Source organism: Caballeronia choica (assembly GCF_001544535.1).
Classification (GTDB): Bacteria; Pseudomonadota; Gammaproteobacteria; order Burkholderiales; family Burkholderiaceae; genus Caballeronia; species Caballeronia choica.
This window is the reverse complement of sequence record NZ_FCON02000066.1, coordinates 15170-41310: the sequence shown is the minus strand read 5'-3', so window position 1 is coordinate 41310 and position 26141 is coordinate 15170. Positions and strand designations below refer to the sequence as shown.

General features: G+C 60.8%; 27 protein-coding genes and 2 pseudogenes. 8 read left to right on the top strand and 21 right to left on the bottom strand.

From position 1 onward, the window contains the following. Positions 1–851: 851 nt before the first annotated feature. Entirely contained in the window at positions 852–2165 is a 1314-nt protein-coding gene (locus tag AWB68_RS25265) for a DUF2254 domain-containing protein (protein WP_087647068.1), read from the top strand. Positions 2166–2183: 18 nt separating this feature from the next. Beyond that, positions 2184–2366: pseudogene (locus tag AWB68_RS51120) on the top strand (carbonic anhydrase); the annotation flags it as partial. 98 nt (positions 2367–2464) lie between these two features. Here AWB68_RS51120 and AWB68_RS25255 read toward each other — a convergent pair. The 7 genes and pseudogenes from AWB68_RS25255 to AWB68_RS50845 form a co-directional block, all read right to left on the bottom strand. Then, on the bottom strand, positions 2465–4024 hold the full coding sequence (locus AWB68_RS25255; protein ID WP_087647067.1) for a phospholipase D family protein: 1560 nt from the start codon (positions 4022–4024) through the stop codon (positions 2465–2467). 683 nt (positions 4025–4707) lie between these two features. After that, a pseudogene (locus AWB68_RS25250) lies at positions 4708–5495 on the bottom strand (AMP-binding protein); the annotation flags it as partial. 334 nt (positions 5496–5829) lie between these two features. Then, the gene (locus AWB68_RS25245) at positions 5830–6306 is read right to left on the bottom strand and encodes a 2,4'-dihydroxyacetophenone dioxygenase family protein (RefSeq protein ID WP_087647066.1); all 477 of its coding nucleotides are present in this window, start codon (positions 6304–6306) and stop codon (positions 5830–5832) included. A 103-nt stretch (positions 6307–6409) separates the two neighbouring features. Continuing rightward, on the bottom strand, positions 6410–7369 hold the full coding sequence (locus AWB68_RS25240) for a TauD/TfdA dioxygenase family protein (RefSeq protein WP_087647065.1): 960 nt from the start codon (positions 7367–7369) through the stop codon (positions 6410–6412). Positions 7370–7728: 359 nt separating this feature from the next. After that, on the bottom strand, positions 7729–8046 hold the full coding sequence (locus AWB68_RS49645; protein WP_268810940.1) for a helix-turn-helix transcriptional regulator: 318 nt from the start codon (positions 8044–8046) through the stop codon (positions 7729–7731). Next, positions 7973–8311, bottom strand: a complete 339-nt coding sequence (locus AWB68_RS50850; RefSeq protein ID WP_268810939.1) for an AraC family transcriptional regulator ligand-binding domain-containing protein — start codon at positions 8309–8311, stop codon at positions 7973–7975. Before AWB68_RS50850 ends, AWB68_RS49645 begins: the two co-directional genes overlap by 74 nt. Then, positions 8305–8784 carry an AraC family transcriptional regulator ligand-binding domain-containing protein gene (locus tag AWB68_RS50845; RefSeq protein WP_268810938.1) on the bottom strand — a complete coding sequence of 160 codons (480 nt, stop codon included), beginning with the start codon at positions 8782–8784 and terminating at the stop codon, positions 8305–8307. Before AWB68_RS50845 ends, AWB68_RS50850 begins: the two co-directional genes overlap by 7 nt. A gap of 84 nt (positions 8785–8868) precedes the next feature. On the opposite strand from AWB68_RS50845, the gene AWB68_RS25230 reads away from it, so the two are divergent. After that, positions 8869–9909, top strand: a complete 1041-nt coding sequence (locus AWB68_RS25230) for an alpha/beta fold hydrolase (RefSeq protein ID WP_235028492.1) — start codon at positions 8869–8871, stop codon at positions 9907–9909. A gap of 574 nt (positions 9910–10483) precedes the next feature. On the opposite strand, the gene AWB68_RS25215 is transcribed toward AWB68_RS25230, so the two are convergent. Continuing rightward, a complete protein-coding gene (locus AWB68_RS25215; RefSeq protein WP_374729605.1) occupies positions 10484–11764 on the bottom strand; it encodes an IS256 family transposase in 1281 nt (426 codons plus the stop codon). A 390-nt stretch (positions 11765–12154) separates the two neighbouring features. On the opposite strand from AWB68_RS25215, the gene AWB68_RS25210 reads away from it, so the two are divergent. Beyond that, on the top strand, positions 12155–12523 hold the full coding sequence (locus AWB68_RS25210; protein ID WP_087647063.1) for a BON domain-containing protein: 369 nt from the start codon (positions 12155–12157) through the stop codon (positions 12521–12523). 550 nt (positions 12524–13073) lie between these two features. Here the strand turns inward: AWB68_RS25210 and AWB68_RS25205 are convergent. After that, entirely contained in the window at positions 13074–13754 is a 681-nt protein-coding gene (locus AWB68_RS25205; protein ID WP_374729604.1) for a TetR/AcrR family transcriptional regulator, read from the bottom strand. 391 nt (positions 13755–14145) lie between these two features. Between AWB68_RS25205 and AWB68_RS25200 the strand changes: the two genes are divergently transcribed. After that, positions 14146–14970: an SDR family oxidoreductase gene (locus AWB68_RS25200; protein WP_087647075.1), complete on the top strand. Its 825-nt coding sequence runs from the start codon at positions 14146–14148 to the stop codon at positions 14968–14970. A gap of 489 nt (positions 14971–15459) precedes the next feature. Here AWB68_RS25200 and AWB68_RS25195 read toward each other — a convergent pair whose 3' ends face one another. The 8 genes from AWB68_RS25195 to AWB68_RS25165 form a co-directional block, all read right to left on the bottom strand. Beyond that, positions 15460–15870, bottom strand: coding sequence for a putative PDDEXK endonuclease (locus AWB68_RS25195; protein WP_087647061.1), 411 nt, complete (start codon positions 15868–15870; stop codon positions 15460–15462). Between the two features lie 25 nt (positions 15871–15895). Beyond that, positions 15896–16537, bottom strand: coding sequence for a hypothetical protein (locus tag AWB68_RS46835; RefSeq protein WP_125483034.1), 642 nt, complete (start codon positions 16535–16537; stop codon positions 15896–15898). Further along, the gene (locus AWB68_RS25190) at positions 16534–17181 is read right to left on the bottom strand and encodes a helix-turn-helix domain-containing protein (RefSeq protein ID WP_125483033.1); all 648 of its coding nucleotides are present in this window, start codon (positions 17179–17181) and stop codon (positions 16534–16536) included. Before AWB68_RS25190 ends, AWB68_RS46835 begins: the two co-directional genes overlap by 4 nt. Beyond that, the gene (locus AWB68_RS25185) at positions 17178–17564 is read right to left on the bottom strand and encodes a hypothetical protein (protein ID WP_235028491.1); all 387 of its coding nucleotides are present in this window, start codon (positions 17562–17564) and stop codon (positions 17178–17180) included. The genes AWB68_RS25190 and AWB68_RS25185 overlap by 4 nt, the downstream gene beginning before the upstream one ends. Next, a complete protein-coding gene (locus tag AWB68_RS25180; protein ID WP_087647060.1) occupies positions 17561–17923 on the bottom strand; it encodes a hypothetical protein in 363 nt (120 codons plus the stop codon). Before AWB68_RS25180 ends, AWB68_RS25185 begins: the two co-directional genes overlap by 4 nt. An 83-nt stretch (positions 17924–18006) precedes the next feature. Then, on the bottom strand, positions 18007–19110 hold the full coding sequence (locus AWB68_RS25175) for a hypothetical protein (protein WP_125483032.1): 1104 nt from the start codon (positions 19108–19110) through the stop codon (positions 18007–18009). Positions 19111–19205: 95 nt separating this feature from the next. After that, the gene (locus AWB68_RS25170) at positions 19206–19964 is read right to left on the bottom strand and encodes a hypothetical protein (RefSeq protein ID WP_087647058.1); all 759 of its coding nucleotides are present in this window, start codon (positions 19962–19964) and stop codon (positions 19206–19208) included. A gap of 84 nt (positions 19965–20048) precedes the next feature. Continuing rightward, the gene (locus tag AWB68_RS25165) at positions 20049–21431 is read right to left on the bottom strand and encodes an integrase family protein (RefSeq protein ID WP_087647057.1); all 1383 of its coding nucleotides are present in this window, start codon (positions 21429–21431) and stop codon (positions 20049–20051) included. A 679-nt stretch (positions 21432–22110) separates the two neighbouring features. Here AWB68_RS25165 and AWB68_RS25160 point away from each other — a divergent pair. Beyond that, complete coding sequence (locus AWB68_RS25160; protein WP_327383220.1) at positions 22111–22638, top strand: hypothetical protein; 528 nt, start codon at positions 22111–22113, stop codon at positions 22636–22638. Between the two features lie 171 nt (positions 22639–22809). Here the strand turns inward: AWB68_RS25160 and AWB68_RS25155 are convergent, their stop codons facing one another. After that, the gene (locus AWB68_RS25155; RefSeq protein ID WP_087647055.1) at positions 22810–23181 is read right to left on the bottom strand and encodes a BON domain-containing protein; all 372 of its coding nucleotides are present in this window, start codon (positions 23179–23181) and stop codon (positions 22810–22812) included. A 137-nt stretch (positions 23182–23318) separates the two neighbouring features. Here AWB68_RS25155 and AWB68_RS46830 point away from each other — a divergent pair, with 137 nt between their 5' ends. Both AWB68_RS46830 and AWB68_RS25150 read left to right on the top strand, forming a co-directional pair. Further along, on the top strand, positions 23319–23648 hold the full coding sequence (locus tag AWB68_RS46830) for a hypothetical protein (protein WP_125483031.1): 330 nt from the start codon (positions 23319–23321) through the stop codon (positions 23646–23648). Between the two features lie 121 nt (positions 23649–23769). Continuing rightward, positions 23770–24027: a hypothetical protein gene (locus AWB68_RS25150; RefSeq protein ID WP_087647054.1), complete on the top strand. Its 258-nt coding sequence runs from the start codon at positions 23770–23772 to the stop codon at positions 24025–24027. 32 nt (positions 24028–24059) lie between these two features. On the opposite strand, the gene AWB68_RS25145 is transcribed toward AWB68_RS25150, so the two are convergent. The 3 genes from AWB68_RS25145 to ssuC are packed head-to-tail and all read right to left on the bottom strand — an operon-like array spanning position 24060 to position 26129. Next, on the bottom strand, positions 24060–24275 hold the full coding sequence (locus AWB68_RS25145; RefSeq protein ID WP_087647053.1) for a TOBE domain-containing protein: 216 nt from the start codon (positions 24273–24275) through the stop codon (positions 24060–24062). Positions 24276–24324: 49 nt separating this feature from the next. Continuing rightward, the gene (locus AWB68_RS25140) at positions 24325–25290 is read right to left on the bottom strand and encodes an ATP-binding cassette domain-containing protein (RefSeq protein ID WP_087647052.1); all 966 of its coding nucleotides are present in this window, start codon (positions 25288–25290) and stop codon (positions 24325–24327) included. Then, positions 25287–26129 (bottom strand): aliphatic sulfonate ABC transporter permease SsuC, encoded by an 843-nt coding sequence (gene ssuC / locus AWB68_RS25135; protein ID WP_087647051.1) that lies wholly within the window; start codon positions 26127–26129, stop codon positions 25287–25289. The genes AWB68_RS25140 and ssuC overlap by 4 nt, the downstream gene beginning before the upstream one ends. Positions 26130–26141 lie beyond the last annotated feature (12 nt).

Below are 26141 nucleotides of genomic sequence, written 5' to 3'. Positions count from 1 at the left end.
TCAACCCCACCCCTTGTACCCAGTAATCGTCTCACTCGCAAAAGAATAATCCTGATAAATCAAAGGATTATGCGCGCGGGCGCTCAAAGTTCGGTCTAGGAAATGCCATCCTTGGGCGCGCCCCTCTCAGCGAGAGGGGTCGAGGGGGCGGGCGTGTTTCGCCTTTCAGCCAGCACAGGAATACAGGATGCTTCCCTTCCGGCGGCCGAACGCCTACAACGATAGTGAGCGGCTTTCGTTCGTGACGCGTCGTGGCGATGCCGCGGCGGTCGGAGCGAAGCGCAATGTCGACGACCGCGCGGCGTTTTCGGTGTCAACCGATGGCGGAGGCGGAGATCGGCTATCAACTGAAGGGCAGCATTCTGGAAGTGTGCGATTGCAATGCGCCGTGCCCGTGCTGGATCGGGGGAAACCCGGATACGGAACCTTCCGGGCCAGCATGGAGTATCACTATGACAACGGCTTAATCGACGGCTGGACGTGTCGGGGCTGACAATCACGTTCGCTTCGTTCCAATCCGGCCTCAACCCGCGTAATCAGACCGTACTGGATGGCAGATCAACCCAACTGCTGGCAGCGCTGGCCCTGCGATGTCGAGGGTGTTGAGAGGCGATGCTGTCAACCCAGCGCCGCTGCAGTTCGTGCATCCCCGCAAGAGCAGGTGGTTTTGGACGTTTCAGCGGCGCTGGCCTGAACGCCGACGGACATCAAGACTACGGCCGAAGGAAGCGATCGTGGGGTAAGCGCGGCCGTGCGCGCGCCCGGTCGGGGGGCTTCCTTTGCATGCCACCTGGCGAACCACGAAGACGTTGGTTCTCCGCTGCAATATGGATCGTAGGGAGAGAGCAAACATGGACTGGAATCGCTGGTACAGCTTAAAGAGCTACCTAAGATCTTCGCTGTGGACTGTGCCGCTCATCGCAGTCGCGATCTATGCCGTGGTGAAACCTCTGACTGAAATGCTAGGAAGGTGGATGATCAGGCAAGCGATCCTTGATCCGAAAACCGGTTTTCTTGGACTGTCCATGACTGGGGCGCGGTCGTTACTTGGTGACATCGTTTCCGCAGACATGACGTTCCTGGTGTTTACGTTCGGTTCGCTGCTCGTCGCAATCCAGATCGCTGGCGGGCAGTACACCCCGCGGATCATCGCGACGACACTGCTGCGCGATAACATCATCCGTGGCGTCTCGGGATTGTTCGTCTTCACCATGCTGTTCGCCGATAGAACGCTGGGCTGGATGGGTGAGAATGAGGTACACCAGCTTCAAGTGTTCCTTGCCGCGCTATTCGGATTCGCTTCCGTCGTCGCGTTTCTTTTCCTGATTGACTACGCCGCGAAATCTCTACGTCCCGTAAGCCTCGTAGCAGGCGTTGGGAAGCACGGGCTGGCGGTCATAGAGAGCGTGTATCCCGCTCCCACCAGAGGGGTGGCTACCCCGCCGGAACGTGACAACGAGCGAGGCGCCCCTGATCGCATTGTTCGTCACGGCGGCAGATCCGGCATTGTTCTGGCCGTGAATCTGGAAAGGCTGGTGGCCAAGGCGCGGCGCACTGACTCGGTTATCGAATTCGTGCCGCAAGTCGGTGATTTCGTCGCGGTGGACGAACCCTTGTTCTATTTGTACGGAAACGCTGGCGCAGTCGATGAGCGCAGGCTGCGCACGCTGGTCGCTTTTGGGACGGAACGCACGATGGAGCAGGACCCTATGTTCGCGTTTCGCATCCTGGTCGATATTGCGCTGAAAGCGCTGTCGGCGGCGATCAACGATCCGACCACGGCCGTGCTTGCGATCGACCAGGTGCACCGGCTATTGCGTGTGGTGGGCAAGCGATCTCTGCATATCGAAGAGATTGTGGATCGCTCGGGGCGGGTGCGCGTGATCTTGCGGACGCCCAATTGGGCAGACTTCGTACATATCAGTTTTCGCGAGATACGACAGTACGGCGCGGACAGCATTCAAATCGCGCGGCGTCTACGCGCGGCGATAGAGAACCTCATCCAGGCCCTGCCGGAACATCGTCATGACGCATTGCGCGTCGAGTTGGCACTGCTCGATCGCGCGATCGTCTCGATGCACCCATTTCCCGAGGACCTGGCGTTGGCCCGTATCCCCGACTCGCAAGGGCTTGGAGGTTCGGCAACTTCGACAGCAAACGACTAGCCCTTTCGGACGCGAGTCATGGACAAACTCATAATCGGCATCGTTGAATTCCGCGAGAAAATGCTGCCGCAATACGCGCAGCAGTTCAGCAAACTCGCGCTCGCGCAGACACCTGATGCGCTCTTCATCACGTGCTCGGACAGCCGGGTTGTGCCGGACCGGCTTGCCTCGACCCATCCGGGCGATCTGTTCACGATGCGCACCGCCAGTCGACGTGAAGGTGCTGCATGCGAAGATCGGGCAATTGACGTTGGAGAATGTTTTTTGGAAGCGCGCTCTGCAAGGCGGGACTGCTGGGTTCACAGCTGCGATTCGATCGGCAGAATGCCAAGAAACCAGATGCCTATATTGCGCAGCGCCGACACTTCCGGCTCGGAATCAAATACCGTCATCGTGCCGTCCGTGGCCGTCTCCATCCAGACGATATGGCTTGTGCCGTTCGGATCGGTGCGTAGCTCAAGCCGCCACGCAACACGGTTTAGGTTCGACTCGACACGGTCGGTCACTTGCTGGGCTGCACTCTGACTTTCGCAGTAGACGCCGATCTCAGTGTTCAGCTCGACCGAACGCGGATCGAGATTCATCGAGCCGATAAAGATGCTCTTGCGGTCGAACACGTACGTTTTCGCATGCAACGACGCCTTTGACGAACCGAACACCGACTTCTTCTTTTCGTCGGTGCCGCTGGCTGTGGCACCAGGTTTCAGTTCGTACAGTTGCACGCCCGCTTCCAGCAATGCTTTCCGGTAGCGCTGATAGCCGGCGTGCACCGCGGTAACATCCGTTGCCGCCAGCGAATTCGTCAGCACCGTCACATGCACGCCGTGCTGTGTGAGGCCGCTCAACCACGCGACTCCGCGTTTCCCGGGAACGAAATACGGCGAAACGACCAACATTTGCTGGGTTGGTTGCAAGCTCAACGCCCTCAACTGCGAGATGAGATTCCCTTCGGCGTCACTGGGTGCACGCGTGATCTTTGACGGGTCGTCGTAGAGCAGCGTCGCCTTACCCCACGAGAACTCGGCATCGCGTGAGTGGATCGCCTGCGTCAGGCGCGCTCTCACCTGCTGCACATATGCACTATTTTCTTGAGACTCAAACCAAGCCTCCCGTTTCGCGCGGAGCGACGCGAGCGCCGACGGATCGGCTTGGTGGCCAAGCAGGGTCTCGATTGGGTACGACGCGCTGGAGTTCCAGTACTCGTCGAATGCCGTCGAAACCTTACGCACGATGGGTCCGTGCACCAGCACGTCCAGATCGCCGAACGTAACGGTACTCTCCGCGCCGAAGTATTCGTCGCCGATGTTGCGCCCGCCGAGAATTGCGCCCTGGTTGTCGGCGATCAGAGCCTTGTTATGCATACGGCGGTTGACGCGAGAAAACTCAGTGGCCATACCGAAAAACTTGAACCTGCGGTTCGCGACAGGATTGAAGATCCGGATTTCCATGTTCGGATGCGAACTGAGCGTAAGCAGCAATTGGTCGTCCGCACTCGCGCCCAGATCGTCGAGTAGGACGCGCACGCGCACTCCGCGGTCCGCCGCTCTCAGCAAGGCCGCGGCGAGTGCGTGGCCAGTCAGGTCGTTGTGCCAGATGTAGTACTGCAGGTCGAGCGAGCGGTCAGCAGATTCTATCAGCACCATGCGTGCGACGAGTGCGTCGACGGAATCGGGCAATAGGTGGAACGCGCTGTCGTCCGGATGTTGCTGCTCTCGCGGTGTAAACGCTGCGCCGAGGCGCGTGGTTTCTGTATCGGTGAGCGCGTGGGTGGGCGCGCGGCCGACCTGCGATGGAAGGCTTGCGCATGAAGTCAGCAGGACGACGACTAATGCGGCCACGAGGCTTCGAACGTTGATCACCCCGTTCTCCGCAGACACGAATGTGGATAAGATTAGAGAGACACCAGCGTTTCCAAGCGCGCGACGTGGCGCCTTGCCTGGGCCAAGTCATTGCATCATGCGCGCGGTCCCGGACGACGCCATCAATGCCGCCAGCAGCGTGACGACCCCCACGGATCAGCGGCTTCAAGCAAGTGCCATCGATGCCGTGGCGGCGCATATCGTCGCGGTCGTTCTCGGATTCACAGGCAGTCTAGGCTCGAATCAGGATTCGCCCTGGCCTCCGATTCACGCCAGGTCTCGCGACCGCGAGTCAGCGAGCCATGGGTGTCCCCCAAACCACACCTGATATCGAATGCTGCTTCGAACCGAATTACGGTGAACGAAATCCGTCGTAGCGTCAATTGGCCTTTACTCTAATCCAAAACGCGCACCCCGCCGGTGACGCTGCCGCAAGGCCCTCTGACCAGCACCACTGGCATCGACCCTCGACACCGCCGGGGTGGTGAGGAGCGTGGCCGGTAATTGCATAGACCGATCAGCAGCATTGCGGCCCCCCCAGGCCAATCTCCCGGGTGCAGAACGTGCGCCACTCGCTGATTTGGTTTTAGTGGTGGTAGCAGACCACCGGGCGCAATTGCCTCCAATCGCTAGATGCTGCCATCACTTAAGGCTTGGGCAAGGCGGCTAAAGCACATCGTGACATGCAGCGATTTCCCGTCCAGAACCCGGCCCCGGGAATACAAGTTTGGCCCCGACCATGCACGCGATGTACGGAAGTCCCCAGGCATTGACATGAAACATCGGCACAACGGGCAGAATCACGTCGCGCGCCGAACAGTTCAGCGCATCAGGCAGCGCGGCCGCATAGGCGTGCAGCATCGACGATCGATGGCCGTAAAGGCTCCTTTCGGATTGCCCGTTGTGCCAGAGGTGTAGCAGAGCGTACTGGCGGCGTCCTCGTCAAGGATCGGCCAAGAGTAAACGGACGAACTCTGCTGGATCAGATCTTCATAGCACAGCAGGTTGTCAATGCCGGCGTCGTTGGGCATGTGAGCGTGGTCGGTCATGGCGATGAACGCCTTGACCGTCTTGCAGCGGCCGGCGAGGGCCTTGATCAACGGCAGGAAGGTCAAGTCGAAGAAGATGTACTGGTCTTCGGCATGATTCGCGATGTAAGCGACTTGGTCTTCATGCAGGCGAGGGTTGATCGTATGCAGAATGGCACCCATACCGGAGACGCCGTAGTACAACTCCAGGTGACGGTAGCCATTCCATGCCAGCGTGCCGATCCGGTCGGAGGGCTTGACATCGAGGCTGGTCAGCGCGTTGGCCATCTGCCGCGCGCGACGGTAGCTGTCACGGAAAATGTAGCGATGGATATCGACCTCCACCCGCCGGGACACGATCTCCGTATCGCCATGATGGCGGTCGGCATGCACAATGAGTGAGGAGATCAACAACTGCTTTTGCACATCATCAAGCCGTTCATGGCGTCGTTCCGTTCGTAATGTCTGTGATCGGGGAGCGGGCACATGGCCGCCCCCTCTGTCAGGTTCCGCTTCAAGGGCGCGAACTGAGACCGCGTGTTTCCGCTTTGCTGGGTCTTTGTGATCAGGCAACAATTCTGGCGACGGGAGCGAAAGCGCGCGATGTGAAGTGGGTTGCGTGGTCACGGAGCACGCAGCCTGCTTCTCAGCGCCATTGACTTGCGATGACTCGGCGTGGTGCCCAAGCGTTGACATGGCCGTGCCTTTTCCAGCGTCTTGCGGGTGAAGTGGAAAGACACGGGCCCCCGGATATCGAGAGTCCGCATGAAACTCAGATCAGTTGAATGCCGTGAGGTCCTTCGGCTTGAGTCCATGCTGCTCGCAATAGGCAAGATAGCGCTGCAGCCCGGTCTTCCAGTTTTCGAGCGCGACGACTTTGTCCTTATCGTCGAGGAACAAGAGATCGCCGGTCACCGTAACCAGTGTGAGCACATATCCGGTTTCGCCTTCCGCGACAACTTCAAACGTGTGGGTCGATGCGGCGGTCTCGTACACGATGCTGCCGGGTCCGGCGACCCAGTCGTGCTCCTTGTATTTCCACTTCCCTTCGATCGTGTAGACCATGACCGTACCGGTGTGGTGGTGCTTGGGCAATTGTGCGCCGCGCGGTACTTTCATCAATACGATCCATTCACCCCGGATCGGGTCAAGTTTGAAATACTTCAGCAGGATGTCTTCTGAATAGGGCATCAATGGTACCCACGGCAGCGATTCGCCAGCGATGACTGCGGTGTCGATTTGTTCGTAGAGCATAGTTGTTTCCATTAGTTTGTGTGATGTGGTCGAAAAACGTGCCAGGGCTGGCCGCTATCAGAGACTGGTGGAAGCCTGGATTTGGCGGAGCGACCCGTTCGGTTTAAACCAGCGGGGTGCCCGCGAGGGTGGCGCGCAGCATCTTTCGTGGCGCGTTGCCGTAGTCCGCCACTGCGTAGTGCTGAACCTGCAGGTTGTCCCACATGGCAACCGTGTTGGTTCTCCATTTCAGACGTACCTGGTATTCCGGAATCGCGGCCTGCGAGGTCAGATAGTTCATCAGGTGATGCGACTCTGGCATGAAGTCCTGGCCGTACCGGATGTCCTCGAAGTTGAAGAAATTCGCGAAATGGGTCGTGAACGCAGAGTTGACGAACAGGACCTTTTCGCCCGTCTCGGGATGGATAAGCACAACCGGGTGCTCAGCGCCGGGGTTCTTCGCGGCCATCGCGTGACGTTCTTCGATCGGCATCTGGGCGAGAAAGATGTGTTCGGCACTGTGCTTTGCGTACAGGCCGTCGATTCGTTGCTTGATGGTGTCGGGCAGCTTTTCATAGGCCATCACCATGTTGGACCACATGGTGTCGCCGCCGGTCTCCGGCCCCATTTCGCAGCGCAACACCGCGCCGCGGGGCGGCGCCTTCTTGTAGGTGACATCGACATGCCAGGCGTTTTCGCGACTGGTCTTTTCGACGAAGTTGGGCTTGCTCGGGTCGAGATTGCGGTACAGCATCAGCAGCTTGTCTGCCTCCGGATGACTCGGGGCAAGCGGATGGGCTTCCAGTTCGGCGAATTGCGCGGCGAAGTTCTGTTGCTCCATCGGCGTAATGTTCTGATCGCGGAAGAACAAGACTTTATGCTTCAGCCACAGCGCCCGGATTTCGGCAATGGCGTCAGGGTCCTGGGCGGCATCAGCCAGGCTGATGTTGCTGAGTTCGGCGCCGATGGCGGGCGTGCAAATCTCCACCGTGATCGAGTGCTGGCGTACCGATGGTCGGATAATGGCCGGTGCCATGGGCGTGGTTTGGGAAGTGGTGTCTTGGGTGAGGGTGGTTGCTGTCATTGATGTCTCCAATCTGTGCCTGTGCGGCGGCGAACAATATATGCATCCGGCGGATGTAGCTGGCCCTGTCAGCGGAGCAGCGCACTGTCCCGTCGGACAACGGAATTGATAGTACGTGTTGCGGCCGCGACACCATTCGCTTTACGGGACAATTTATTAGCATGTTGGGCCTTGAGGCCGCGAGGTCGACGGGAAGGCCGGTGGCAACAGCTCCCGCGCAGTCCAAGCGGCAACGCCGGCAATCGCGGGATTGGAGATTTGTAGCGTCTGGAACGTGTGGGTGCGGCTGGTTCAGGCGGTGCGGCCGACCGGATGACGGAGGGGCGCGTGAGCCGACCGACCCCCGGGACCTGCCTCTCCTAGTTACGCGAGACGGGTCCGGCGGTCGCCTTGCTCTCTCGGTAATGGGCGGCCCACTCCGACGGTGTCTCGCCAAACTGGCCTCGGAACCAGCGCGAAAAGTCACCGGCAGAGGAAAAGCCGAGGAGTTCGGCGACCTCATACAACCTGCGTTTGCTGCTGGCCAGATACTCCTCGGCGAGTTCAGCACGTGCCGCATTGATGATCGTGGTGACACTCTCACCGTTCGCCGCGAGGTGCCGGTTAAGAGTGCGTCGATGCATGCCAAGATGCTGGGCGACCTGGTCGACGGAACAAAGTCCGCTTGGTAGCAGCATCCTGGCGATCTGGCGCGCCCGCTGCGCCGGCTCGTCGTCGACGTGGGCCAGCTGCATGTCCAGCGATCGCTTCACCTCGCGATTCAGCGTCGGATCTGCGGCAGGGATTGGCATATTTAGATCGCGGGCCGCGGCAGACAATGGCATTGCATTCCTGTGAAAACTCGATAGCCGTGCCCAGCACGCGGTGATGCACTTCAAGGCTGGCGGGCCGTTCATGGGTGAAACTGATCCTTAACGGCCGGAAGGTATTGCGACTCAGCATGCTAAACATCCGCAATCCGATCCCGGTCGACATTTCGATAGTTTGACGCCAGACGCCAGACCCCCCTGGATATTCGCGCCCACATGCAGCAGCACGGCGTCGCCTGCATCGTCGAGCCGTAATTGCACCCCGGCGTTGTGCAGTCGCATATAGCGGACGCAAGATTTCATTGCTGCGCGCAACGTTGGTTCTTCCCGGAGAACCAGCGCCAGCATGCCCAGGTTGGCCAGGCTTCTCGTCTCCGCAAGCAACAGTCCGAAAGCCTCCTGGCCGGACAGGCGGGCCGACTCCGCCAGCAGATACCCCACCGAATCGGCACTGATCATCAGATTTGGATCGTCGAGGACCCGGGCCGGCAGTCTGGCCATCCGCAGCATACGAAACGGGTCGAGTCCCACCGAACGGGCCACGTGCTCATAGTCGGTAAGGCTGGCACTTCGCGTCAGGGTATGCACGGACTGTCCCAATTTCATAAGAGTATGTCCTGACAAGCTTAGTGCAAGTTGCCTATCAGGGCTACCTTAGAGGCCGAGAACTTCAACAGATGGAGACAGACAATGGACACCAACGCTGCAATGCACGTCGGTCAACCTCCCGCCGCATTGGGGCAAGTGGATGCCGACGACCCCACCGCATTCAACCACTGCTTTGCCGAAGTCAACGGCATTCGCATGCATTACATCGACGAGGGGCAGGGCCCGCTCGTTATTCTGCTGCATGGTTTTCCATACCTGTGGTACATGTGGAGGCGCCAGATCGGAGCCTTGGCCGCAGCCGGCTTTCGAGTCGTCGTCCCCGATCAACGAGGATTTGGGCAAAGCGATCGGCCAGATTCCATCGAAGCCTACGACATTGGCCAGTCAGTCGGAGACATGGTTGGCTTGATGAAGGCTCTGGGTGAGACGTCTGCGGTGATCGTCGGACACGACCTGGGTGCATGGGTGGCTCAAGCGGCGGCCATGCTAAGGCCGGATCTGTTCCGCGGCCTCGTGATGCTCAATACTCCGGTGCCACCGCGCGGAAAGGTCCAGCCGACCATCGGCTTGCGGGAAATGGCGAAGGGCCGGGTGTACCACCACCTGTACTTCCAGCAGATCGACAAGCCGGATCGCGAGTTCGCCAGTGATCCGCGCAAGACATTGCGCAGCGTCTTCTACTCGGTCTCCGGTAGCGCCGTCGGCGCCGAACGCTGGCGCCTGTTCGTCGAAGCCGGCGAGCCCATTCTCAACGCCTTCACTGAGCCGAAGGAGTTCCCGTCATGGTTGAGCGCACGGGCGATCGACTACTACGTCGACGAATACACGCGCACGGGATTTACCGGCGCCATTAACTACTACCGCTGTCGCGACCGGAACTGGGAAATCACTTCGTTTCTGGATGGTGCGGTGGTCCGCCAGCCGAGCATGTTCATCGGTGGCGCCGCCGACCCTTCCCTCGAGCCGGTCGAAATCCGCCGTGTCTACGACGGACTCGATAGCTATCTACCCGGACTGCAGAAGAAGGTGTTGCTCCCCGGCGTGGGCCACGCTGCGGCGGAAGAAAGCGTTGATCAGGTTAACGAATTGCTCCTGGAATTTCTCGGGCAGTTCAAGAGCTAGCGTCCAGGTTGTCCGGCTGCGCTGCCCAGATCGGGGCGTCCAGCGACATGACAGCTTGAGCAAAGGGCAAGTTTCACTTCCCTGAGAGCCTCCAGGATGAATGAGTGGCCGAGGGAAAACTTGGCACACGCCCCCGTGGACGCCCGAGATGAAAAGAGAGCGCTGCGCACAGGAGGCACCAGCAGCAGCAGCAATAACAGGAGACAGAATTGTGGCAGTGAATATGCAAAACGGCGTGCTATGACGGCGAGCGGTCGCAGCGCATTCGCGTTTATGCATGGGTCATTTTTGCGACAGTCGGAACGCTCGCCTTGGCCTTCAACCCGCTTGGGTTGGCGCTAGGTTCCGTTGTGACGGGAATATTGGCGGATCGACTGGGGCTCACGCCCACCTTGCAACTGTTGCCACTCGCCAGTGTCGCGTACGCGGTCGTCTTGTTGATTGGCGTGCGTCACTTGCGCGGAGAGAGATGACACGAGACTGCGGAAGTCCTTACGAACGTTGCCAGTTTCACGACGACGGCTGCGTCGCCGAGAAATCGTCAAGAGTGGTGTACGCGGGGCGGTCGGCATAATCAGGCGGCCAGCGCTTGAGGAGCCGGTGTGCTTTCAATCACCGGGGTTCCGTCTTTGAAGGGGATGCCTTGCAGGAGTGGCCCGATCTTGTCGGCGCCACGGATTTTCTTCCAGGATTGCTCAGCTGCTTCGATCAGTTTGAATGCCATACCGAGGAACGTTGCGCGCGACAGGCAGTTGCGTGTGCGCCCGGTGCGATGACGCACCGTCGCGAAGGTCGATTCGATCGGATTCGTGGTCCGCACATGCTGCCAGTGTTCGGCAGGAAAGTCATAGAACGCGAGTAGCTCGTCGCGATCTTTGGTGAGCTTCTCGACGGCCTTTGGATACTTAGCCGCGTAGGTGTCGACGAACTGGTTGAACGCGACGATCGCGTCAGCGCGTGTCGCGGCATTCCAGATTTCTCCGAGCGCCGCCTTGGCACGCCCGTGCTGCGACTTGGGCAAGGCGTTGAGTATGTTTCCGATTTTATGAAACCAGCAGCGTTGATGGCGAACCTGCGGGAACACCTCCTCGAGCGCCGCCCACAGCCCCATCGCGCCATCGCCAACGGCCAGCAACGGCGGCGCCTGCAGGCCGCGCGCCTTCAGATCGAGCAGCAGCTCGATCCACGACTCTTTCGATTCGCGATAGCCGTCACTGAGCGCGACGCGCTCCTTCTCGCCGTCCGGCTTTACACCGATGATCACGAGCAGGCACTGGCCGTCGGAATCCTCGGTACGCGCCTGTGTATGGATGCCGTCTGCCCACCAGTAGACCCAGCGCGAGCTCGACAGGTCGCGTTTTTTCCACTGCTCATACTCGTCGGCCCAGACGGCCTTCAGGCGGCTCACAACGCCCGCAGACAACCCTTTGGCGTGCTCACCGAGCAGCTCCGACAGGGCCTCGCCCATGTCACTTGTGGACACGCCGCGCAGGTACAGCCACGGCAGCGACGACGACACGCGCGGCGACTTGCGCACATAGGGCGGCACGATCGCCGAATTGAACTTGATGCCCGAGCCCGAACGGTCGCGCACCTTCGGCACCTGGACTGGCACAGGGCCAACAGCCGTGACGATCTCGCGCTCCGGCAGGTAGCCGTTGCGCACAACGGCCCGACGGCCATCGATCGTCTTCACATTCGAATATTGCTCGAACATTGCTGCCAGTTCCGCCTCTATGGCCTGCTGGATGATACGCCGCGCGCCTTGCTGGATCAGATCGTCCAGACCGGGCGCACCCTTGATTTCGACTTCTGCTGCTTGACTGCTGTTCGTCTCTTGCGTACGTTTCGCCATGGCGGTGGAGTCCGATTGGGGAAGTGTTACCTTGGTAAGCAACATTCTCCTTCAATCGCCACCGCCTTCTCCTGCTTCCCTACGCCGCATACACCAGATTCAACGATAGCTCTGCGTCGCCACTGCGAAGTGTCGCGACTTTCTGATTGTTTTGTTTAAAGAAAACACTGTGCAAATCTCCTGGACTGCAGTCCAGAAAAATCGGGCAGTTGATTGAGGACCGTACATACTCCTGCTGGTGCTTACGAAGCTGTCAACCGTATTCGATGTCGTTTCGTTATGAACAAGGGAGGTAGCAAACGACCACCCACAAGCGCGAACGGTCTTACCGTCTTAGCGGACCAGATCCCTGTCGGGATCTGCCATGACTCTTGACAACTGGAGCGAGCAATGAAAGTTATCAGAACACTCAGGCTGGTTGGCGGCGCATTGATGGCTGCGGCATCCGTTGCTGCATGGTCGCAGACCAGCGAACCTGCTGCCACGCCTGCTCAGTCCAGCATGGCGCCAGCAAATGAGCCAAGTGCGAAGGCGACCAAACAGGCGAATCGCGCCCTGAGCAAGAAGGTGCTTCATGCACTCTCGAATGGAGGTGTCAACACGTCCGGAATCAACGTAACCGCTAAAGGTGGTGCGGTTGTGCTTGCCGGACACGTCCCCGAGTCAACCCAAATCAATAAAGCCAGCGAGGTAGCGAAGAGTGTGCCGGGAGTTACGTCGGTGAAAAATGCACTATCTCTTAAAATGATGGGCCAGTAACGGTTTCTCGGCAGTCGGCCGGGTTGCGCCGGCTGGCACGCCGCAGGCATTCACTGCCGCCGTTCTTGCGATCGGTTCCGTCGCGCGCGTGGGGCGGCGAGTATATAGACGCAGTCGCGAACAACGGCGATGTGCGCAATTCTTGCTCTCAACCCTCCGATCGAGTCCTATGCGAAAAGCCCGTACTTGCGATTAATGACCGCGCGGGCGAGAAGGAGCCGTCCGGCTGCCTTGATGACGGACGTTCGCCCCCCGCCCTGATAGCCCTGTCAGCGCAGCTTCGACCGACGATTCGAAGGACATGGTCGGCGAACGAGGGTCCGTTAGACGGGCAGAGCGGCCATTCGAGCGACCGTCCACGAACGCCAGCGAATGGCAGGAACTGGCCGAATCCGGTCCGACGTTGAACCAGCCGAGTGCTCCGCCATTGATCGGTCCGCGTAGGGCAGAAGTCGACCCGGAAGAGACACTCAGCTTTGCCGATAACGGCCGCTCGCCGTTGAAAGTTCTCGTCCATGTAGCTGCGAATAGGGTCGCGAGGATATTGCCCTCACTGGAACGACTTCGCCTTCGTAGAAGATGGGGTCTCAAATCTCTGAAGTGCCGCCGAAACGTCGCGGTGCAGGCGTCCGAGTGCGGCCAGCCGTGGGTTGGGCGGTTGAAGCCCTTGCCATAAAAACTCCGACAAATGCCGCGAGACCGCGTCAATGTCTACGCCTTTCTTGCTTATTGCGTCCCAGAGGACATGCTCCATTGGACCGTAGATAGAGGATCTCAACAGGCTGAGAGGCAGGTCGCCACGGATATCGCCAGCCGCGACGCCGTCCGCCAGCACGGTCATCATCGGAGCGGTGTAACGCCTTTGGAGACGCACTATCTCGTCCCCGAAGGCATCGTCTTTCGCACGTCCTTCGGAAAGAATCAGCGCACAAAGGCCTGGGCCGTCGATCATCAGGTGATAAAGATGCGCGTGAATCAGGAAATTCAATTTCTCGCGAGTCCCTGAAATTGACGGCAAACTCGCCTCTATTTCACCAATGATCTCGTCATACCAGTCGCAGATCACACGGACGCAAAGGTCGCGTTTGCCGTTGAAATACGTGAATACCGTGGCCTCGGACACGCCAAGTCGGCGGGCCATCTCAATGGTTGTTGCCGCCGCGTAGCCAACTTCGGAGAACACTTCACGCGCAACCTTCAGGATGTTTTTAATGCGTTCTTCGGACTTCACAGAAGAAGGTGTCCGTCGAACGCTGGCGCGCTTTGCGATATTCATGTCGGGAGGAATTGATCAGTAACTCGGCATCAGTGTAGCAAGCTGCTAGCGGGCGCTGCATGGACCTCCTATTGACGTCAGGCGTCGGCGTTACTCGCTGCGTCGCGAGCCCGCCGCAGCCCCTAAGTTGAATACGCCTCAACTTTGTGCTATATTTTACACAGTTTATTGAGTAACACTCAATTTATAACAGCAAGAGGAATGTGACAGGGAAGCCCCGTCGCACCCCGGCGCGATCAATGCGTCGCCAATTCGGAGAGACGATGTGAAGGACCGCGTAAATGAATCAGCCAGGGATCACTACCGTTCGGTGTTTCGGCCTGGCCTGTTCGATCAAAAAGTTGTGATGGTGACCGGTGCTGGAAGTGGCCTTGGTCGCTGCACGGCGCATGAACTTACCTCGCTGGGCGCGACGCTGATCATGGTCGGGCGGAATCCGGACAAATTGGCTTCGGTTCGCGACGAGCTCAACGCGGACTATCCGGAAAGTGCGGATCGAATCGGTTTATATGCCTGTGATATTCGCGATGAAGCCAGCGTAAAACAGACGGTAGCTGCGGCTCTCGCAGACTTCGGTCGCATCGATGGCCTATTCAACTGCGCAGGCGGACAATTCCCGGCAAAGCTGGAAAATATTTCACTGAATGGCTGGGACGCTGTGGTCCGTAACAACTTGCACGGGACATTCCTCATGTCGCGCGAGTGCTTTAACCAGTGGATGGCCAGTCACGGTGGTGCGATCGTGAATATGCTCGCGGATATTTGGGGGGGAATGCCCGGCATGGCGCATTCGGGCGCCGCAAGAGCGGGCGTTTGGAATCTGACGGAGACGGCAGCCTGTGAATGGGGGCACGCCGGCGTCCGGGTGAACGCTGTGGCGCCGGGGTGGATCGCCTCCGCAGGCATGAATAGCTATAACGAAGATTACCTGGCATTGCTCCGACAGCTGAAGCATAAAGTGCCGCTGCAACGTTTCGGTACTGAATCTGAGCTCGCGAGCGCCGCAGTTTTCCTACTCTCGGAGGCGTCGGCTTTCATTAATGGAACAGTGATCCGTGTGGACGGCGGCGTTCCGAACGCCCGACATTCATGGCCGCTCGCCAGCGCTGAGCGAATCACCGAATACAACGGATTCGCCCGCTACGAAGCGCCTAAGGGGCTTCAGGACTAACCACCGAGTTACTTTAATAGCGGGGGCGAAGATGAACCCGGAAGGACAGACGTACGAGAGTGTCGCGGCGGAATTCGCGTGGAATATCCCTGCATGCTAGACGGGTCGGTTTCATAAGCGCCAGGTGAATGAAGCAATCGACGTCTGCTCCAAGGCTAACGAACGCCCATACTTCACGCTCAAGGTGGGCATGCGAATTGTCGACGATCTTGACGTGATTCTCGAAGGTCCGTTCCTGGCCGACTACCGTCTATCGCGGACGCGGCGTCGCGCTCTCTGCAGCTAGTGAGGGCGCCGTTAAAAGTGAGATCTCCTATTGCCAAACGGTCCTGTGAGCGGCTACGGAGTCGGTTTTTTGCAACGCCAAAACGCACGTGGCGCATTGTTGTCAAACCGGAGCCCAACCATGTTAGGGCGTCGCGCCGTAGTTCGCCGCCACCAGCAGCGCTACCGACTCAGCGATCAGCTTGCCTGCTACGAATGCGTCAATCACGGCGTCGCCTCCAGAGTCGCGGATTCGCATTCGCGAGCCACAGCAGCCCATGCGGACACGCTGCCCTCGCACGTCATGTCGTAATCGAGCCAGCCGCCCGCGACATAGACGTCGGCCAGCACCGCAACCGGCCAGAGCGCGCGCCAGCAGTCCCGGTCGAGCCGGTAGAACAGCACGGGCCGCTGGGCACACGCCGCCGCCTGCCGCGCGGTCTGGGCCCACCAGCAGCGCAGGTCCGCGCGCGTCGCCCGCGCATGGCGTTTGACCTCGCAGCACCAGCCGGGAATGCCCTCGACGTCGCTGTCGCCTTCGTGCTGGCGCACGCGCCGCCGCACGTCCCAGCCGGTCAGTTCGCGCACCAACGCCGCAAGCTCGCGCTCGCCGTCGCCGCCTTTTCGCCGCTGCATCGCACCCACGTTTCGGCCTCCGTGCTCAAGGGTCACGGTTCAGGGTCGCTTCGCCGTCGTCGGAAACCTTGCAAAAGGATGGCGCGGTTGGTCCACCAACGGCCTCGTCGCCGTGGCCCAACGGAACAGACCGGCAGCCCGTCTGCAAACCAGCAGCAACGAATTTCGCCCGCGGCGTGAACCCGTTTGGTACGTCGACTTCGTATTGCCTTTTGATGGCATGCGCTCTGTCGTCGCGCGCAGATACACACCCGCATGCACGCAGGCATTCCGTGTACAACAGGTTGCGCAGGCGACAGGCCCATGCCCTGTTGCGCGCGCGTTCATCAATCTCGCGTACCGCACGAATCGCCTTGCCGGTAATGCGGTCGTGCACGCATTGCTCGACTCGCTGGACCGCCGGTGCCCACTGCAGATAGCCGCGCCGCCTGCAGAGTTCTGCGGCTATCGGTGCTTCCGCGACCCAGTCGAAACTGGACAGGCCCTCGGCGCGTGCAGCAGCACGAAAGCCCCAATGGTGCTCATGCAACCATGTCGTGACGGCACCCCACTTGTCGGGCGGCGCGTCCCGGTGCGCAGCGCAAATCCACCCGCCACCGCTGCGGTAGGCAGCCGGTGCGGGACAGCCGTTGGCGACACATTGCAGACCGGGCGGCGATTGGCTCATGGCTTCACCTTGCGTTGCAATATCGCAATCATTCTTGCCACTTCAGCCCGTGAATCTTCGCTGCCCAGGATTGCACTTTTCGATGCAGGCGTAACTTTCGCGCCATCGGCTGCTGTTATGCCACAGGCCCCTGTGTGATTTTCCTGTGTGCCTTTACTGATTCCGGGGTCGGCGGGCTGCCCTATTTTTGTCAGTGAAACTGCCCCCTTTCCGTCAATGAAACTGCCCCCTTTGGCCCCGTTCAAGGGGGCAGCGCGCCGACCTCTTTTGGTATCCTTAACGGGTCGGCTGGCTGCCCTCTTTGAAGCGGCTGCGTCATGGTGCTCTGGGTGCCCGTTGCCGTTGCGCATTCCGGTTTCTTTCCGCAATGCGTCATACGATGGCAGTGATAGGCGGTAGACGGGGATTTGCCCGGTACGTCCAACGCGTTCCCCCGTATCGACAAGCAATCCGCTGACGCGTAGCTCGCGCAACGCCTGCTTGACCGTGCTACGGCAGAGCCCGCTGCGCTCGCACAGATACGGAATCGAGGGGTAGGCGCAGCCACTCCTGTCGGCAAGGTCGGCCAGTATTACGGCGACGGGCAGCGCCGTGCCCAGGCGCGCTGTCATCGCTGCGACGGAGCGAAGCGCTTCGAAGCTCACGATAACCCCTTGCTTCCCTGGATGCAGACGCGCGACAGCCAGCGCGCCAGCTTGCGGCGGTCGGCGTACATCAGGTGATAGACGCCGCGCTGGACCTCGCGCCCGTCGCGGTCGTAACAGGGAATGCTCGTACAGGGAATGCCGAGATGGTGGCGGCGCAGTTCGGCCACAAGGTCAGGACCGTTCGAGCAGCCCGTCGCGCGGTCGATGGCTTCGCGCGTTTGCGAACGCACGCGTAGGCGGGCTATCGCGCGCAGATGGCGGGGGTTGTCACTTCCGGCAAAAGCGGCGCGCGGACTCGGCAGGACTTCTGTAGGATGGGCAGCGAGTGTAACGAGTGCGCCTGCTGATTCGCCGTCAAGGGGGTCGGGCGTTTTTTTCATTTCGCACTGCCTGCTGCTGTCAGTTGCTCTAGCGAGTCCGCAGGCCAGAGCAAACGCCCGGACGGAAGTTTCGTCGGCGTCAGACCGAAATAGCTGCCGGTATCGCAGAGGCGGCGACGGATTGTGCTTTGCTCGCGGCTCAGCGCGGCGGCCAGTTCGGCAGTAGTCAACGGCTTAGGCTTGGCGTGCAGCGCGTACGTTTCGGGCGTCGCGACGCGACTGGTACGCGCTTCCGTGTCGGCCAGCACGGCCAGAGCCAGTTGCACCAGCGCACGCGGCACGCCGTCCGGCATAGCGGGCAACGTGGAACGCAGGGTCGCGGCAAGCGCGGCAACTTCGGGGGGATGGCAGGTCTGCATCGTTCGTCGCTCCTGCGCCATCGCAAGTGATGGCGTCACAAACGATTAAGCGCCCGCAACTATCCCTCGCCGCAACCCTCCCTCTATCCCTCAGTTTGAGGGATACCCGGCGAGGGACACTGCTGTTTCCTGTACTTTATGCTTTTGGCCGCGCTCAACCGCTCCCACGCAAGGTCAAACGTCTTGCTTTTTTTACCCTTCTTCCCCGGGGGAAACAGACTCTGGTCCCGTTCGCAAATAGCGCGCACTTCGGCCTTTACTCCCGCCTTGCCACGAGGATTCGGCGGTAGCGCTAGCGGGTCATAACCGAGCTTGCGTATCTCTTCGAGGATGCGGGCTTCCTGCGCGGCCTGCCGTTGCACGGGCTTGGCTCCGTCGTTCGCAGTCGCAGACATCGCCTGCGCGTCGTCGCCAGCAGGGAAATCGAGTACCGGAACGCCGCATAGCGCTGCGAACTGTTCTAGGTGGGCGCGGGTGATAACTGCTGCCTTCGTCAGCACCGCCCACGCAGACGAGCCCGGCATCGGTTCGCGTGAGTCCCGCGAGTCCCAGCAGAGCGTCACAATGCGACCGGCGCTCAGTTCGTCGCGCAGGCGGCGTTCGAACGTTTCAGCCAGTAACGCGGTATCGTCGTGCATCTCTGGCGGCGCATCGTTATTAACGGCTCGTGCCAGAAGCTCAGGGACTGCGAAAAGCTCCACAACCTTAGCCCCGGCTGGCAGATAGAGCCTGCGCGTACCCGGCTCACCCAGGCCGAATGCCTGCGTCCGTCCCTCGGGCACGATAACGCCGGATTCCTGCGGCAGGCTTTCGTCCGGGTCGCAGTTCAGGTGGTAGCCGTACCAGCGCGCGAAATGCTCGAATGTCTCGCGCGACACTGTGTGCGGCTTGACCAACTGAAAGTCGCCGGACCGGATTAGCTCACACAACGCATGCCCATACATGAACCGGTATTTGCCGCGCAAGGTTTGTCGTTGCTCCGGGTCTGCTTCCTCAGCAGCGACACGGGCGAGCCAGTCCGCTGCCTCGCGGATGGTAAGCATTTCAACTTCGCCCGGCAGCACCAGAAGGCGCGCGCGACGCGGTGGATAGACATCAGAAGGCGGCAGCCGCTTCCACCAACGTTTTTTTCGGGGTGCATTGTCCGCAGATGCATCAGGGTGCGCGCTATCATCGTCGGCAGCCATCGCCGTGTCTCCCGAAGACAGGGTATTGGTCAGGCGGCGCGCTAACCGCTTCAACGGTACGCGCCGCCGCTTTCATGAATCGCCTTCAATCGTACTTACACTGCCACCAGCGCGAAATTGCGTCGCTTTGCTCGTGGTGAGGGCGGCCAGTGGGGTACCGCTTCGGGCAGCAGTCCGGGAAATTCCACGATATCGCCCAGCCGCTCCAGTTTGCCAGCCAGACGCAACACCATCGCCCACACGTCTGGACGGCGTAGCGTGGCGAGTGTCAGCGTAGCCAGATGGTCATATTCGTTGCGCGAATAAAGCAGAGTCGCCAATCCCTCCGCTATGGCGATATCGTTACCGCGCCGTAGCCCACCCGCAAGCACGTAGCCACCGATGTAGTCCACAGCCTCGAAATCGTCGTAGTCCACGGCCTCAAACTCGTCGCCGTCAACTGCGTTGTCCAATATGCCTCCGGCTATCGGCCCAGCGAGCAACGCGCAGATGTGCGCGCGCGTTATGCGGTTGGACTCGTGGCGACCGCTCAGCGGAATCTGCGATTGAAGTGAGCGCCAAGCGTTAAGACTCGGGCGATAGGCCCCGCCGTATTCATCTGGGCACCAACTCAGGTAGTCCAGGCCGAAGAACTCCGACGCCTCGCACCATCCGCAAAGGTCACCTTTCCAGGATTCGATACTCCAGTCGGTGCATCCTTCAGGAGCAACAGCCATCCGGTAAACGGATACTCCGCCCAACGCGTAGAAAACCGCGTGCGCAGCCTCATGCACGCAGGTCGCGCGACGCATCGCTTTCGTGAATGTCAACGCCGGCGTTACGTCAGGGCGCGCGGTATCATCGTCAGCAGCCATTTGCCGCGTCTCCCAAACAGACGGGGGTTGGATGGGCTAGGCGGCGCGCCCAGCGCGAACTAGACGCGCCGCCGCTTCACGCGATTATTTCACAGCATGCAGGCCCGGCGTCGCCTGCTCGGGCTTGAAGTCGATTCCGGCCTCAGCCAGAATCCACGCCTCCAGTTTGTCCGCCCAAGCACGCAGCAGGTCGAGCGGGCGCACCTTGTAATGCCGCTCGGCGGTCGCGCTGGGCTTGTGCCCCATGATTTGCGCGACTACGCCGGTTGGCGTCTCCGTCCACTCGGCAAGGCTGGAAAACGAGCGGCGCAGGCCGTGCAAGGTTACAGCCGGAATGCCAGCCGCCGTGCAAACGCGATGCAGGGCATTGTTTGGGGCCGCCAGTCGGCCATCGGCGGCAGTCTTACTGGAAAACACCCAGTCGGACGACTTCCACGTTTCGCCCTTTGCGGCAAGGCGGCGCATCTGCCGCACGTTCGGGGGGGTCTCGTTTATGCGTTTGAGTTCCCGCAGCAGCGAGCCGAAATAAGGCGTCAGGGGAATCCTGCGCCCGCTTTCGGTCTCCACTTTGTCCGCCAGATGCAGGCTGCGCCAGCGAAAATCCACGTCGTCCCAGCGCAGCCCGGCCAGTTCTTCCCGGCGCGCGCCCGTTACCAACAGACCAATCAGATACGCTTCCATCATCGGGTTTTCAAGCTGGCGGACGGCGGCAAACCATCCAGCCAACTGTTCCCGTTGCAGGGCGTCGGTTTTGGTCCCTCGTTTCGGCAGTGCGTCTTTGGATAGCCGCGTTGAGACAGCTTGCGGGTCAATCAGGCCGCGATAGTCCGCCTTTGATTCGCACCACGCCGCGAAAATGCGCAGCAGGTTAAAGGCAAGGCGCGCGCGCGCTGGGCGCTTTTCGGCTTCCACGGCCAGCCATTCGGCCATACAGTCGGCACTGAGGTCCGCCAGTCGCAGGCCCAGCAGCGCGGCGAGCGGTCCCGGCTCTGTTAGGCCCTTCCCGCGTTTTTTCGGTTCGCCGCCAGCGCTGGCAAGCGTGACATGGTCGCGATAATGCAGTTCGCTCCATTTGGGGCGGCGCTCTGCAACATACACGTCCCATGCGTCACGCAAGGTCACAGCTTCCCGCTGCGCTGCATGGCGGCGCGCCTCGGCGGCGGCGCGGTCGGCTTCCATCGTCGCCCGCTTTTCCTCGCGGGGGTCGCGGCCCTCGTCAATCATCCGTTGCAGTTCGCGCGCACGTTCGCGGGCGTGGGCAATGTCCCAGTCGGCAGGGCTGCCGATAGTCATACGCAACTCGCGCCCGTCGCCCAGTGGGGCCTGAAATATGTAAGCTTTCGCGCCCTTCGCCGTGGCGCGCACCGCCATCTGTTCTTCTACCGTGTCCCAGAGAAAAGATTGCGCTTTGCCCGATCCACATTGGAAATCGCGTACCCGCGCCGCCGTCAGTTTGACCCTTGCCATGTTCGCTCCCCCGGCTGCTTACCCGCTCCCCCTTGGTTTCGTGTAAGTGCTGGTGTAAGCGCATTATATCCATATCGCGCCATCAAACGCCATCGTTCTGAAGAACACGAAAGGCGTTAAACCATTGTTTTTTATGAATTTATAAGTCGGCTCGCATCCCCCGCCATGCGAGGCTATGGAACTCTAAGAGGATTGTGATTCCTGTCGTCGTGGGTTCGAGTCCCATCAGCCACCCCAAATTCCCGTCAGCGTTTCCGGCGCACCCTCGTTAAATCTCCAGCATCGAATCCCGTCGAAATTCCCGTATTGGGAACCGAGCGGCATGCGTTCCGCATACGTCCGGACGCGAATCCGCAATGAAAAGCGAAGCCGCTTCGAACACCGTCTGCGCGTCGACGGGCGATAAGCGCGCTCCTCCTCATGCTTCATGAGCGACCGACGCTAACGGCTCGGCCCATTCCGGCCGCGTCGGACCGACAACGTCCCCTTGCGCGAATGGCGGACCAGACGATGGAACGGACGTCCTGACATCCAGACTGACCAAGGACTTGACGGCCGTTGTCGATAGCCACGTGGTCCTTATCAGTCGCCATTCACGACTGTCGGCTTCCGCTTGAAAGCGCTCCCCGTTGCGACCGCCCCAGGTCTCCGCCAGAGACCGTAGAAGCCGTCCTGACCATTGCATCCGGCCGTCCGAAACCGTATATACTGTTTTCGCATACAAGAACAGGAGAAACACATGGCCACACCCGATATCAAGGCGCCGACTAAGAAGGCTTTCCATTTCCCCAAGAGCGCCGCAGGAAAGGGCACGGTCGAGACAAAGCCGGTCGCCAAGGCGAAATCGAAAGCGCCCCCACGGAAGAAGACTCCCGCTTCAAAGAGCACCCAGCCGAGCGCTTCCAAGTCCGCGCGATCGAAGCAGGCCGCAACCTCCGAAGCAGTTGCGCTGCCGGCATCGAACGAAGGAAAAGGCAAACGACCAAAGAAGGAAAAGGTCGTGCGCGACAGCTTCACCATGCCGAAATCGGACTACGCGAAGATTGCTTCGCTCAAGCAGAAATGCCACGAGAATGGCGTGCGCGTCAAAAAGAGCGAACTGCTTCGTGCCGCGTTGGCGATGCTCGACGCCGCGCCCGCCGAGCAGCTACTTGCCACCGTCAAGGAGCTCGAAACGGTAAAGACGGGACGGCCGTCGAACGACTGAAGACCTTCGTCGACCGGGCCGGTCGCCGCGCGGTTCCAACGCGGCCGGTGCTCTTGGAAAGTCGACGCACAGCAGCGCCGATGAATGCCCGGAAGCCCTGGCGCTACCGTTCAGCACATCAATCAACGTCGTGCACCATCATGTCGGCCGGCATCGATCACCCGGGAGGAATCATTGCCCCCCTTGGTTGATCGTCAGTGCATTCTTCACCGACGTTACGCCGCTCACACCCTTCGCTATCGTGCCGGCCTTGTCGATGTCGGCGGGGTCCGCAACGTGTCCCGCGAGCGTCACCGCACTGCCTTTCACCAGTACGTTGATGCCGGCGGTATTGACACCGCCCTTCGTGAGCGACTGCAGCACTTTCTTGCTGAGTGCCCGATTCGCCTTTCTGATGCTCGACTTCGAACTTCCTTCGCTTGACGTCGTCGCGCCGGTCGAAGCCGACGCGGCCGCTGACTCGCTCGTTTGTGACCACGCATTGATGGACGCCAATATGATCAATGCGCCGCCAGTCAACTTGAGTGTCTTGATTGAGTTCATTACACGCTCCAGTATTGGTGAGTCAGGCTAGATCGTTTAAAAATCCTGAAGTGCCGCGGCTATGCCGGTTCTCGCGCTGAGGAGCAGGCATTGGCCGCCGCGTTTGGTCCTTCGATGAATCGATGCGATGAATCGACTTGGCCGACAATTTGACGCCATCAGACTTTGGTCCAATAGGCGGAGGAACGCAAGCGCATAAGGATGTCGCTTTCCCGGAGTATCAAGTGGTTATCCGAGCAAAGAAAACCCATAATCAATATCGTCAGACCAAAAAATCGGTCGCTTCACCGGGTTTCATCCTGGCGTTGGAACCGGCGTCTTGTATCGTTATGCTCGACTGGCTGACCAACACGGGAATTTTCGCCTTGCGCTTTGATTGGGAGTCACCCTTCGACTTTCGCGGCCTGGGAACAGCCGCAGTTGTTCGTCGAGGAGTTCGTGCGGGGTCCAAGCGGTTTCGGCAATAGGAACGGGTTTTGCGGCTCCTTCGCGCGGCCGGAGGAAACGAATCTTCCCGCCGCGCGCCGGTCACACGAAGAAACCGGCACACGCGATAACCCGCGGCGGCGCCGATTCCGGGAGCGAAACATGACCACGAAGACATTCACCGCAGCCGCCCTGCTCGTTTGCTCGACCTTGACCGCGACCGCAAGCACGGTCGTCCTGGCCCAAAAAGCGCTGCCGGGCGACGCCGGCGCGTCGATGGTCAAGCCGCCGGGCGCCGCCGGCGCGAGCACGACGCGCCCCGACAATCCCGACAACATGCCGGTGAAGCGCCCGACGCCCCCACCCGCCAGCGACCGCATGCTGCACAATAGCCCGGCGAGCGACGCGATCGCCAAATAATCGCCTGATGATCGCCAACTAGCAGCGCGCGTTCAAAGCCGCGCGATCGACACCTCCGTCGACTTCACGAGCGCGACCACTTCCGCGCCGACCTTGAGCTCCAGCTCGTCGATGGAGCGTGTCGTGATGACGGACGTCACGATGCCGAACGGCGTATCGACGTCCACTTCCGACACCACCGGCCCACGGATGATCTCCTTGACCTTGCCCTTGAACTGATTGCGCACGTTGATTGCGGTGATGCCCATTTCGTAGCTCCTGGTGAGCGCTTGAGTGCGCGGGTTGCTTGTGAGATTGTCAGACGGCCCAGCGGATCGACAGCGGATGGACCTCTTGTGAAGCAGCCTCATCGCGAACGGATTCGCCGGGCGCATTGCCGAGCACCCGCGTGAGGACCGCGCCCTCCAGCGCCGCGAACGCGGCCGACGCACGCGAGCGCGGCCGCGCGAGACCGATCGGGGCATCGAAGGAAATGCGGCCTTCCTCGATCAGCACGATGCGGTCGCCGAGCGCCACGGCTTCCTGCACGTCGTGCGTGACGAGCAGCGCCGTGAAGCGATGCTCGCGCCAGAGGCGCTCGATCAGCGCGTGCATTTCGATGCGCGTGAGCGCATCGAGCGCGCCGAGCGGTTCGTCGAGCAGCAGCAGGTCCGGCCGATGCACCAGCGCCCGCGCCAGCGCGACGCGCTGCCGCTGGCCGCCGGAAAGCTGCGCGGGCCAGTCGCCTTCGCGCTCGCTCAGACCGACCTCGGCGAGCACGGCGCGTGCAGCGTCGCGCGACGACTTCGGCAGTCCGAGCATCACGTTCTGCAGCACGGTTTTCCACGGCAGGAGTCGCGCGTCCTGGAACATGATGCGGGTCTGCAACGCGCTGTGCTCGCGTGCGGATCGGCGAGCGAGCGTGCCGCCGCTCACCGCCTCCAGACCTGCGATCAGACGCAGCAGCGTCGACTTCCCGCAGCCGCTGCGTCCGACGATCGACACGAAACTGCCGCGCTCGATCGAGAAATCGAAGTTCGACAATACGTGGCGCTCGCCGTAGCGCTTGTCGACGTTGCGCAGTTCGATCGCGAAATCGGCGTCGTCTGCGCGTGCGGCCTCGCGTCCGAGCGGCGCCGCTTGCCTGTCGCCGACCGTGCGCGTGCGTCCATGCGAGGGCGCATCGCCGGTCACGTCGGCCACCTCGGCCGGGGCGCGCCGCAACTCGGCTTCGAGATCGTCGCCGGCGATGCCTGCGATCCCCAAGGAAGTGATCGCGTTCATCGCTTCGCCCCTCTCTTCTGATAGGCCGGATGCCAGCGCAGCGTGACCCGCTCGATGCCCTTCGCGAGCATGTCGGCGAGCTTGCCGAGCAGCGCATAGAGCAGGATGCCGACCACGACCACATCCGTCTGCAGGAACTCGCGCGCGTTCATCGTCATGTAGCCGATGCCCGATTGCGCCGAGATCGTCTCCGCCACGATCAGCATCACCCACATCAGCCCGAGCGCAAAGCGCACGCCGACGAGAATCGACGGCAGCGCTCCCGGCAGGATCACGTCGCGATAGAGCGCGAAGCCCGACAGCCCATAGCTCCTCGCCATCTCGATCAGGTTCGCATCGACGGAACGGATGCCATGAAACGTATTCACGTAGACCGGGAAAAACACGCCGATCGCGACCAGAAAAAGCTTCGCCTCCTCGCCGATGCCGAACCACAGGATCACGAGCGGAATCATCGCGAGCGCGGGGATGTTGCGGATCATCTGGATCGTCGAATCGAGCGCGGTCTCGGCGGGCCTGAAGAGACCCGTCGCGAGGCCGAGCACGAAGCCGATGCCGCCGCCGAGCGCGAACCCCGTCACCGCGCGCCACGAGCTGACCTTGACGTTCGCCCACATGTCACCGGACTGCACGAGCGACCACGCCGCCTTCACGACGGCGAGCGGTTCGGGCAAGACACGCGCCGACAGTCCGCCGGTGCGCGCGGCAAGCTCCCAAGCGATAAGCACCGCGAGCGGCACGAGCCACGGCGCGGCGTCCGCGGCAACGCGCTTGAGAAGCTGGGCGGCATGACCGGCGTCACGCGAAGCGGCCGGCCGGGCGATATCGATATGAGCCATGTTCGGATTCCT

Excerpts from the sequence above, each read along its gene's own strand:
- AWB68_RS50845 (WP_268810938.1), bottom strand. The coding sequence starts at position 8,784 with ATGAAATTGGGACAGTCCGTGCATACCCTGACGCGAAGTGCCAGCCTT.
- AWB68_RS25175 (WP_125483032.1), bottom strand. The coding sequence starts at position 19,110 with ATGGCTGCCGACGATGATAGCGCGCACCCTGATGCATCTGCGGACAAT.
- AWB68_RS25215 (WP_374729605.1), bottom strand. The coding sequence starts at position 11,764 with ATGGCGAAACGTACGCAAGAGACGAACAGCAGTCAAGCAGCAGAAGTC.
- AWB68_RS25200 (WP_087647075.1), top strand. The coding sequence starts at position 14,146 with ATGGTGACCGGTGCTGGAAGTGGCCTTGGTCGCTGCACGGCGCATGAA.
- AWB68_RS25170 (WP_087647058.1), bottom strand. The coding sequence starts at position 19,964 with ATGGCTGCTGACGATGATACCGCGCGCCCTGACGTAACGCCGGCGTTG.
- AWB68_RS25150 (WP_087647054.1), top strand. The coding sequence starts at position 23,770 with ATGACCACGAAGACATTCACCGCAGCCGCCCTGCTCGTTTGCTCGACC.
- AWB68_RS25195 (WP_087647061.1), bottom strand. The coding sequence starts at position 15,870 with ATGCAGCGGCGAAAAGGCGGCGACGGCGAGCGCGAGCTTGCGGCGTTG.
- AWB68_RS25155 (WP_087647055.1), bottom strand. The coding sequence starts at position 23,181 with ATGAACTCAATCAAGACACTCAAGTTGACTGGCGGCGCATTGATCATA.
- AWB68_RS25240 (WP_087647065.1), bottom strand. The coding sequence starts at position 7,369 with ATGACAGCAACCACCCTCACCCAAGACACCACTTCCCAAACCACGCCC.
- AWB68_RS25140 (WP_087647052.1), bottom strand. The coding sequence starts at position 25,290 with ATGAACGCGATCACTTCCTTGGGGATCGCAGGCATCGCCGGCGACGAT.
- AWB68_RS25180 (WP_087647060.1), bottom strand. The coding sequence starts at position 17,923 with ATGCAGACCTGCCATCCCCCCGAAGTTGCCGCGCTTGCCGCGACCCTG.
- AWB68_RS25185 (WP_235028491.1), bottom strand. The coding sequence starts at position 17,564 with ATGAAAAAAACGCCCGACCCCCTTGACGGCGAATCAGCAGGCGCACTC.
- AWB68_RS25245 (WP_087647066.1), bottom strand. The coding sequence starts at position 6,306 with ATGCTCTACGAACAAATCGACACCGCAGTCATCGCTGGCGAATCGCTG.
- AWB68_RS25265 (WP_087647068.1), top strand. The coding sequence starts at position 852 with ATGGACTGGAATCGCTGGTACAGCTTAAAGAGCTACCTAAGATCTTCG.
- AWB68_RS25165 (WP_087647057.1), bottom strand. The coding sequence starts at position 21,431 with ATGGCAAGGGTCAAACTGACGGCGGCGCGGGTACGCGATTTCCAATGT.
- ssuC (WP_087647051.1), bottom strand. The coding sequence starts at position 26,129 with ATGGCTCATATCGATATCGCCCGGCCGGCCGCTTCGCGTGACGCCGGT.
- AWB68_RS49645 (WP_268810940.1), bottom strand. The coding sequence starts at position 8,046 with ATGCTGCTACCAAGCGGACTTTGTTCCGTCGACCAGGTCGCCCAGCAT.
- AWB68_RS25145 (WP_087647053.1), bottom strand. The coding sequence starts at position 24,275 with ATGGGCATCACCGCAATCAACGTGCGCAATCAGTTCAAGGGCAAGGTC.
- AWB68_RS46835 (WP_125483034.1), bottom strand. The coding sequence starts at position 16,537 with ATGAGCCAATCGCCGCCCGGTCTGCAATGTGTCGCCAACGGCTGTCCC.
- AWB68_RS25210 (WP_087647063.1), top strand. The coding sequence starts at position 12,155 with ATGAAAGTTATCAGAACACTCAGGCTGGTTGGCGGCGCATTGATGGCT.
- AWB68_RS25230 (WP_235028492.1), top strand. The coding sequence starts at position 8,869 with ATGGACACCAACGCTGCAATGCACGTCGGTCAACCTCCCGCCGCATTG.
- AWB68_RS50850 (WP_268810939.1), bottom strand. The coding sequence starts at position 8,311 with ATGCTGAGTCGCAATACCTTCCGGCCGTTAAGGATCAGTTTCACCCAT.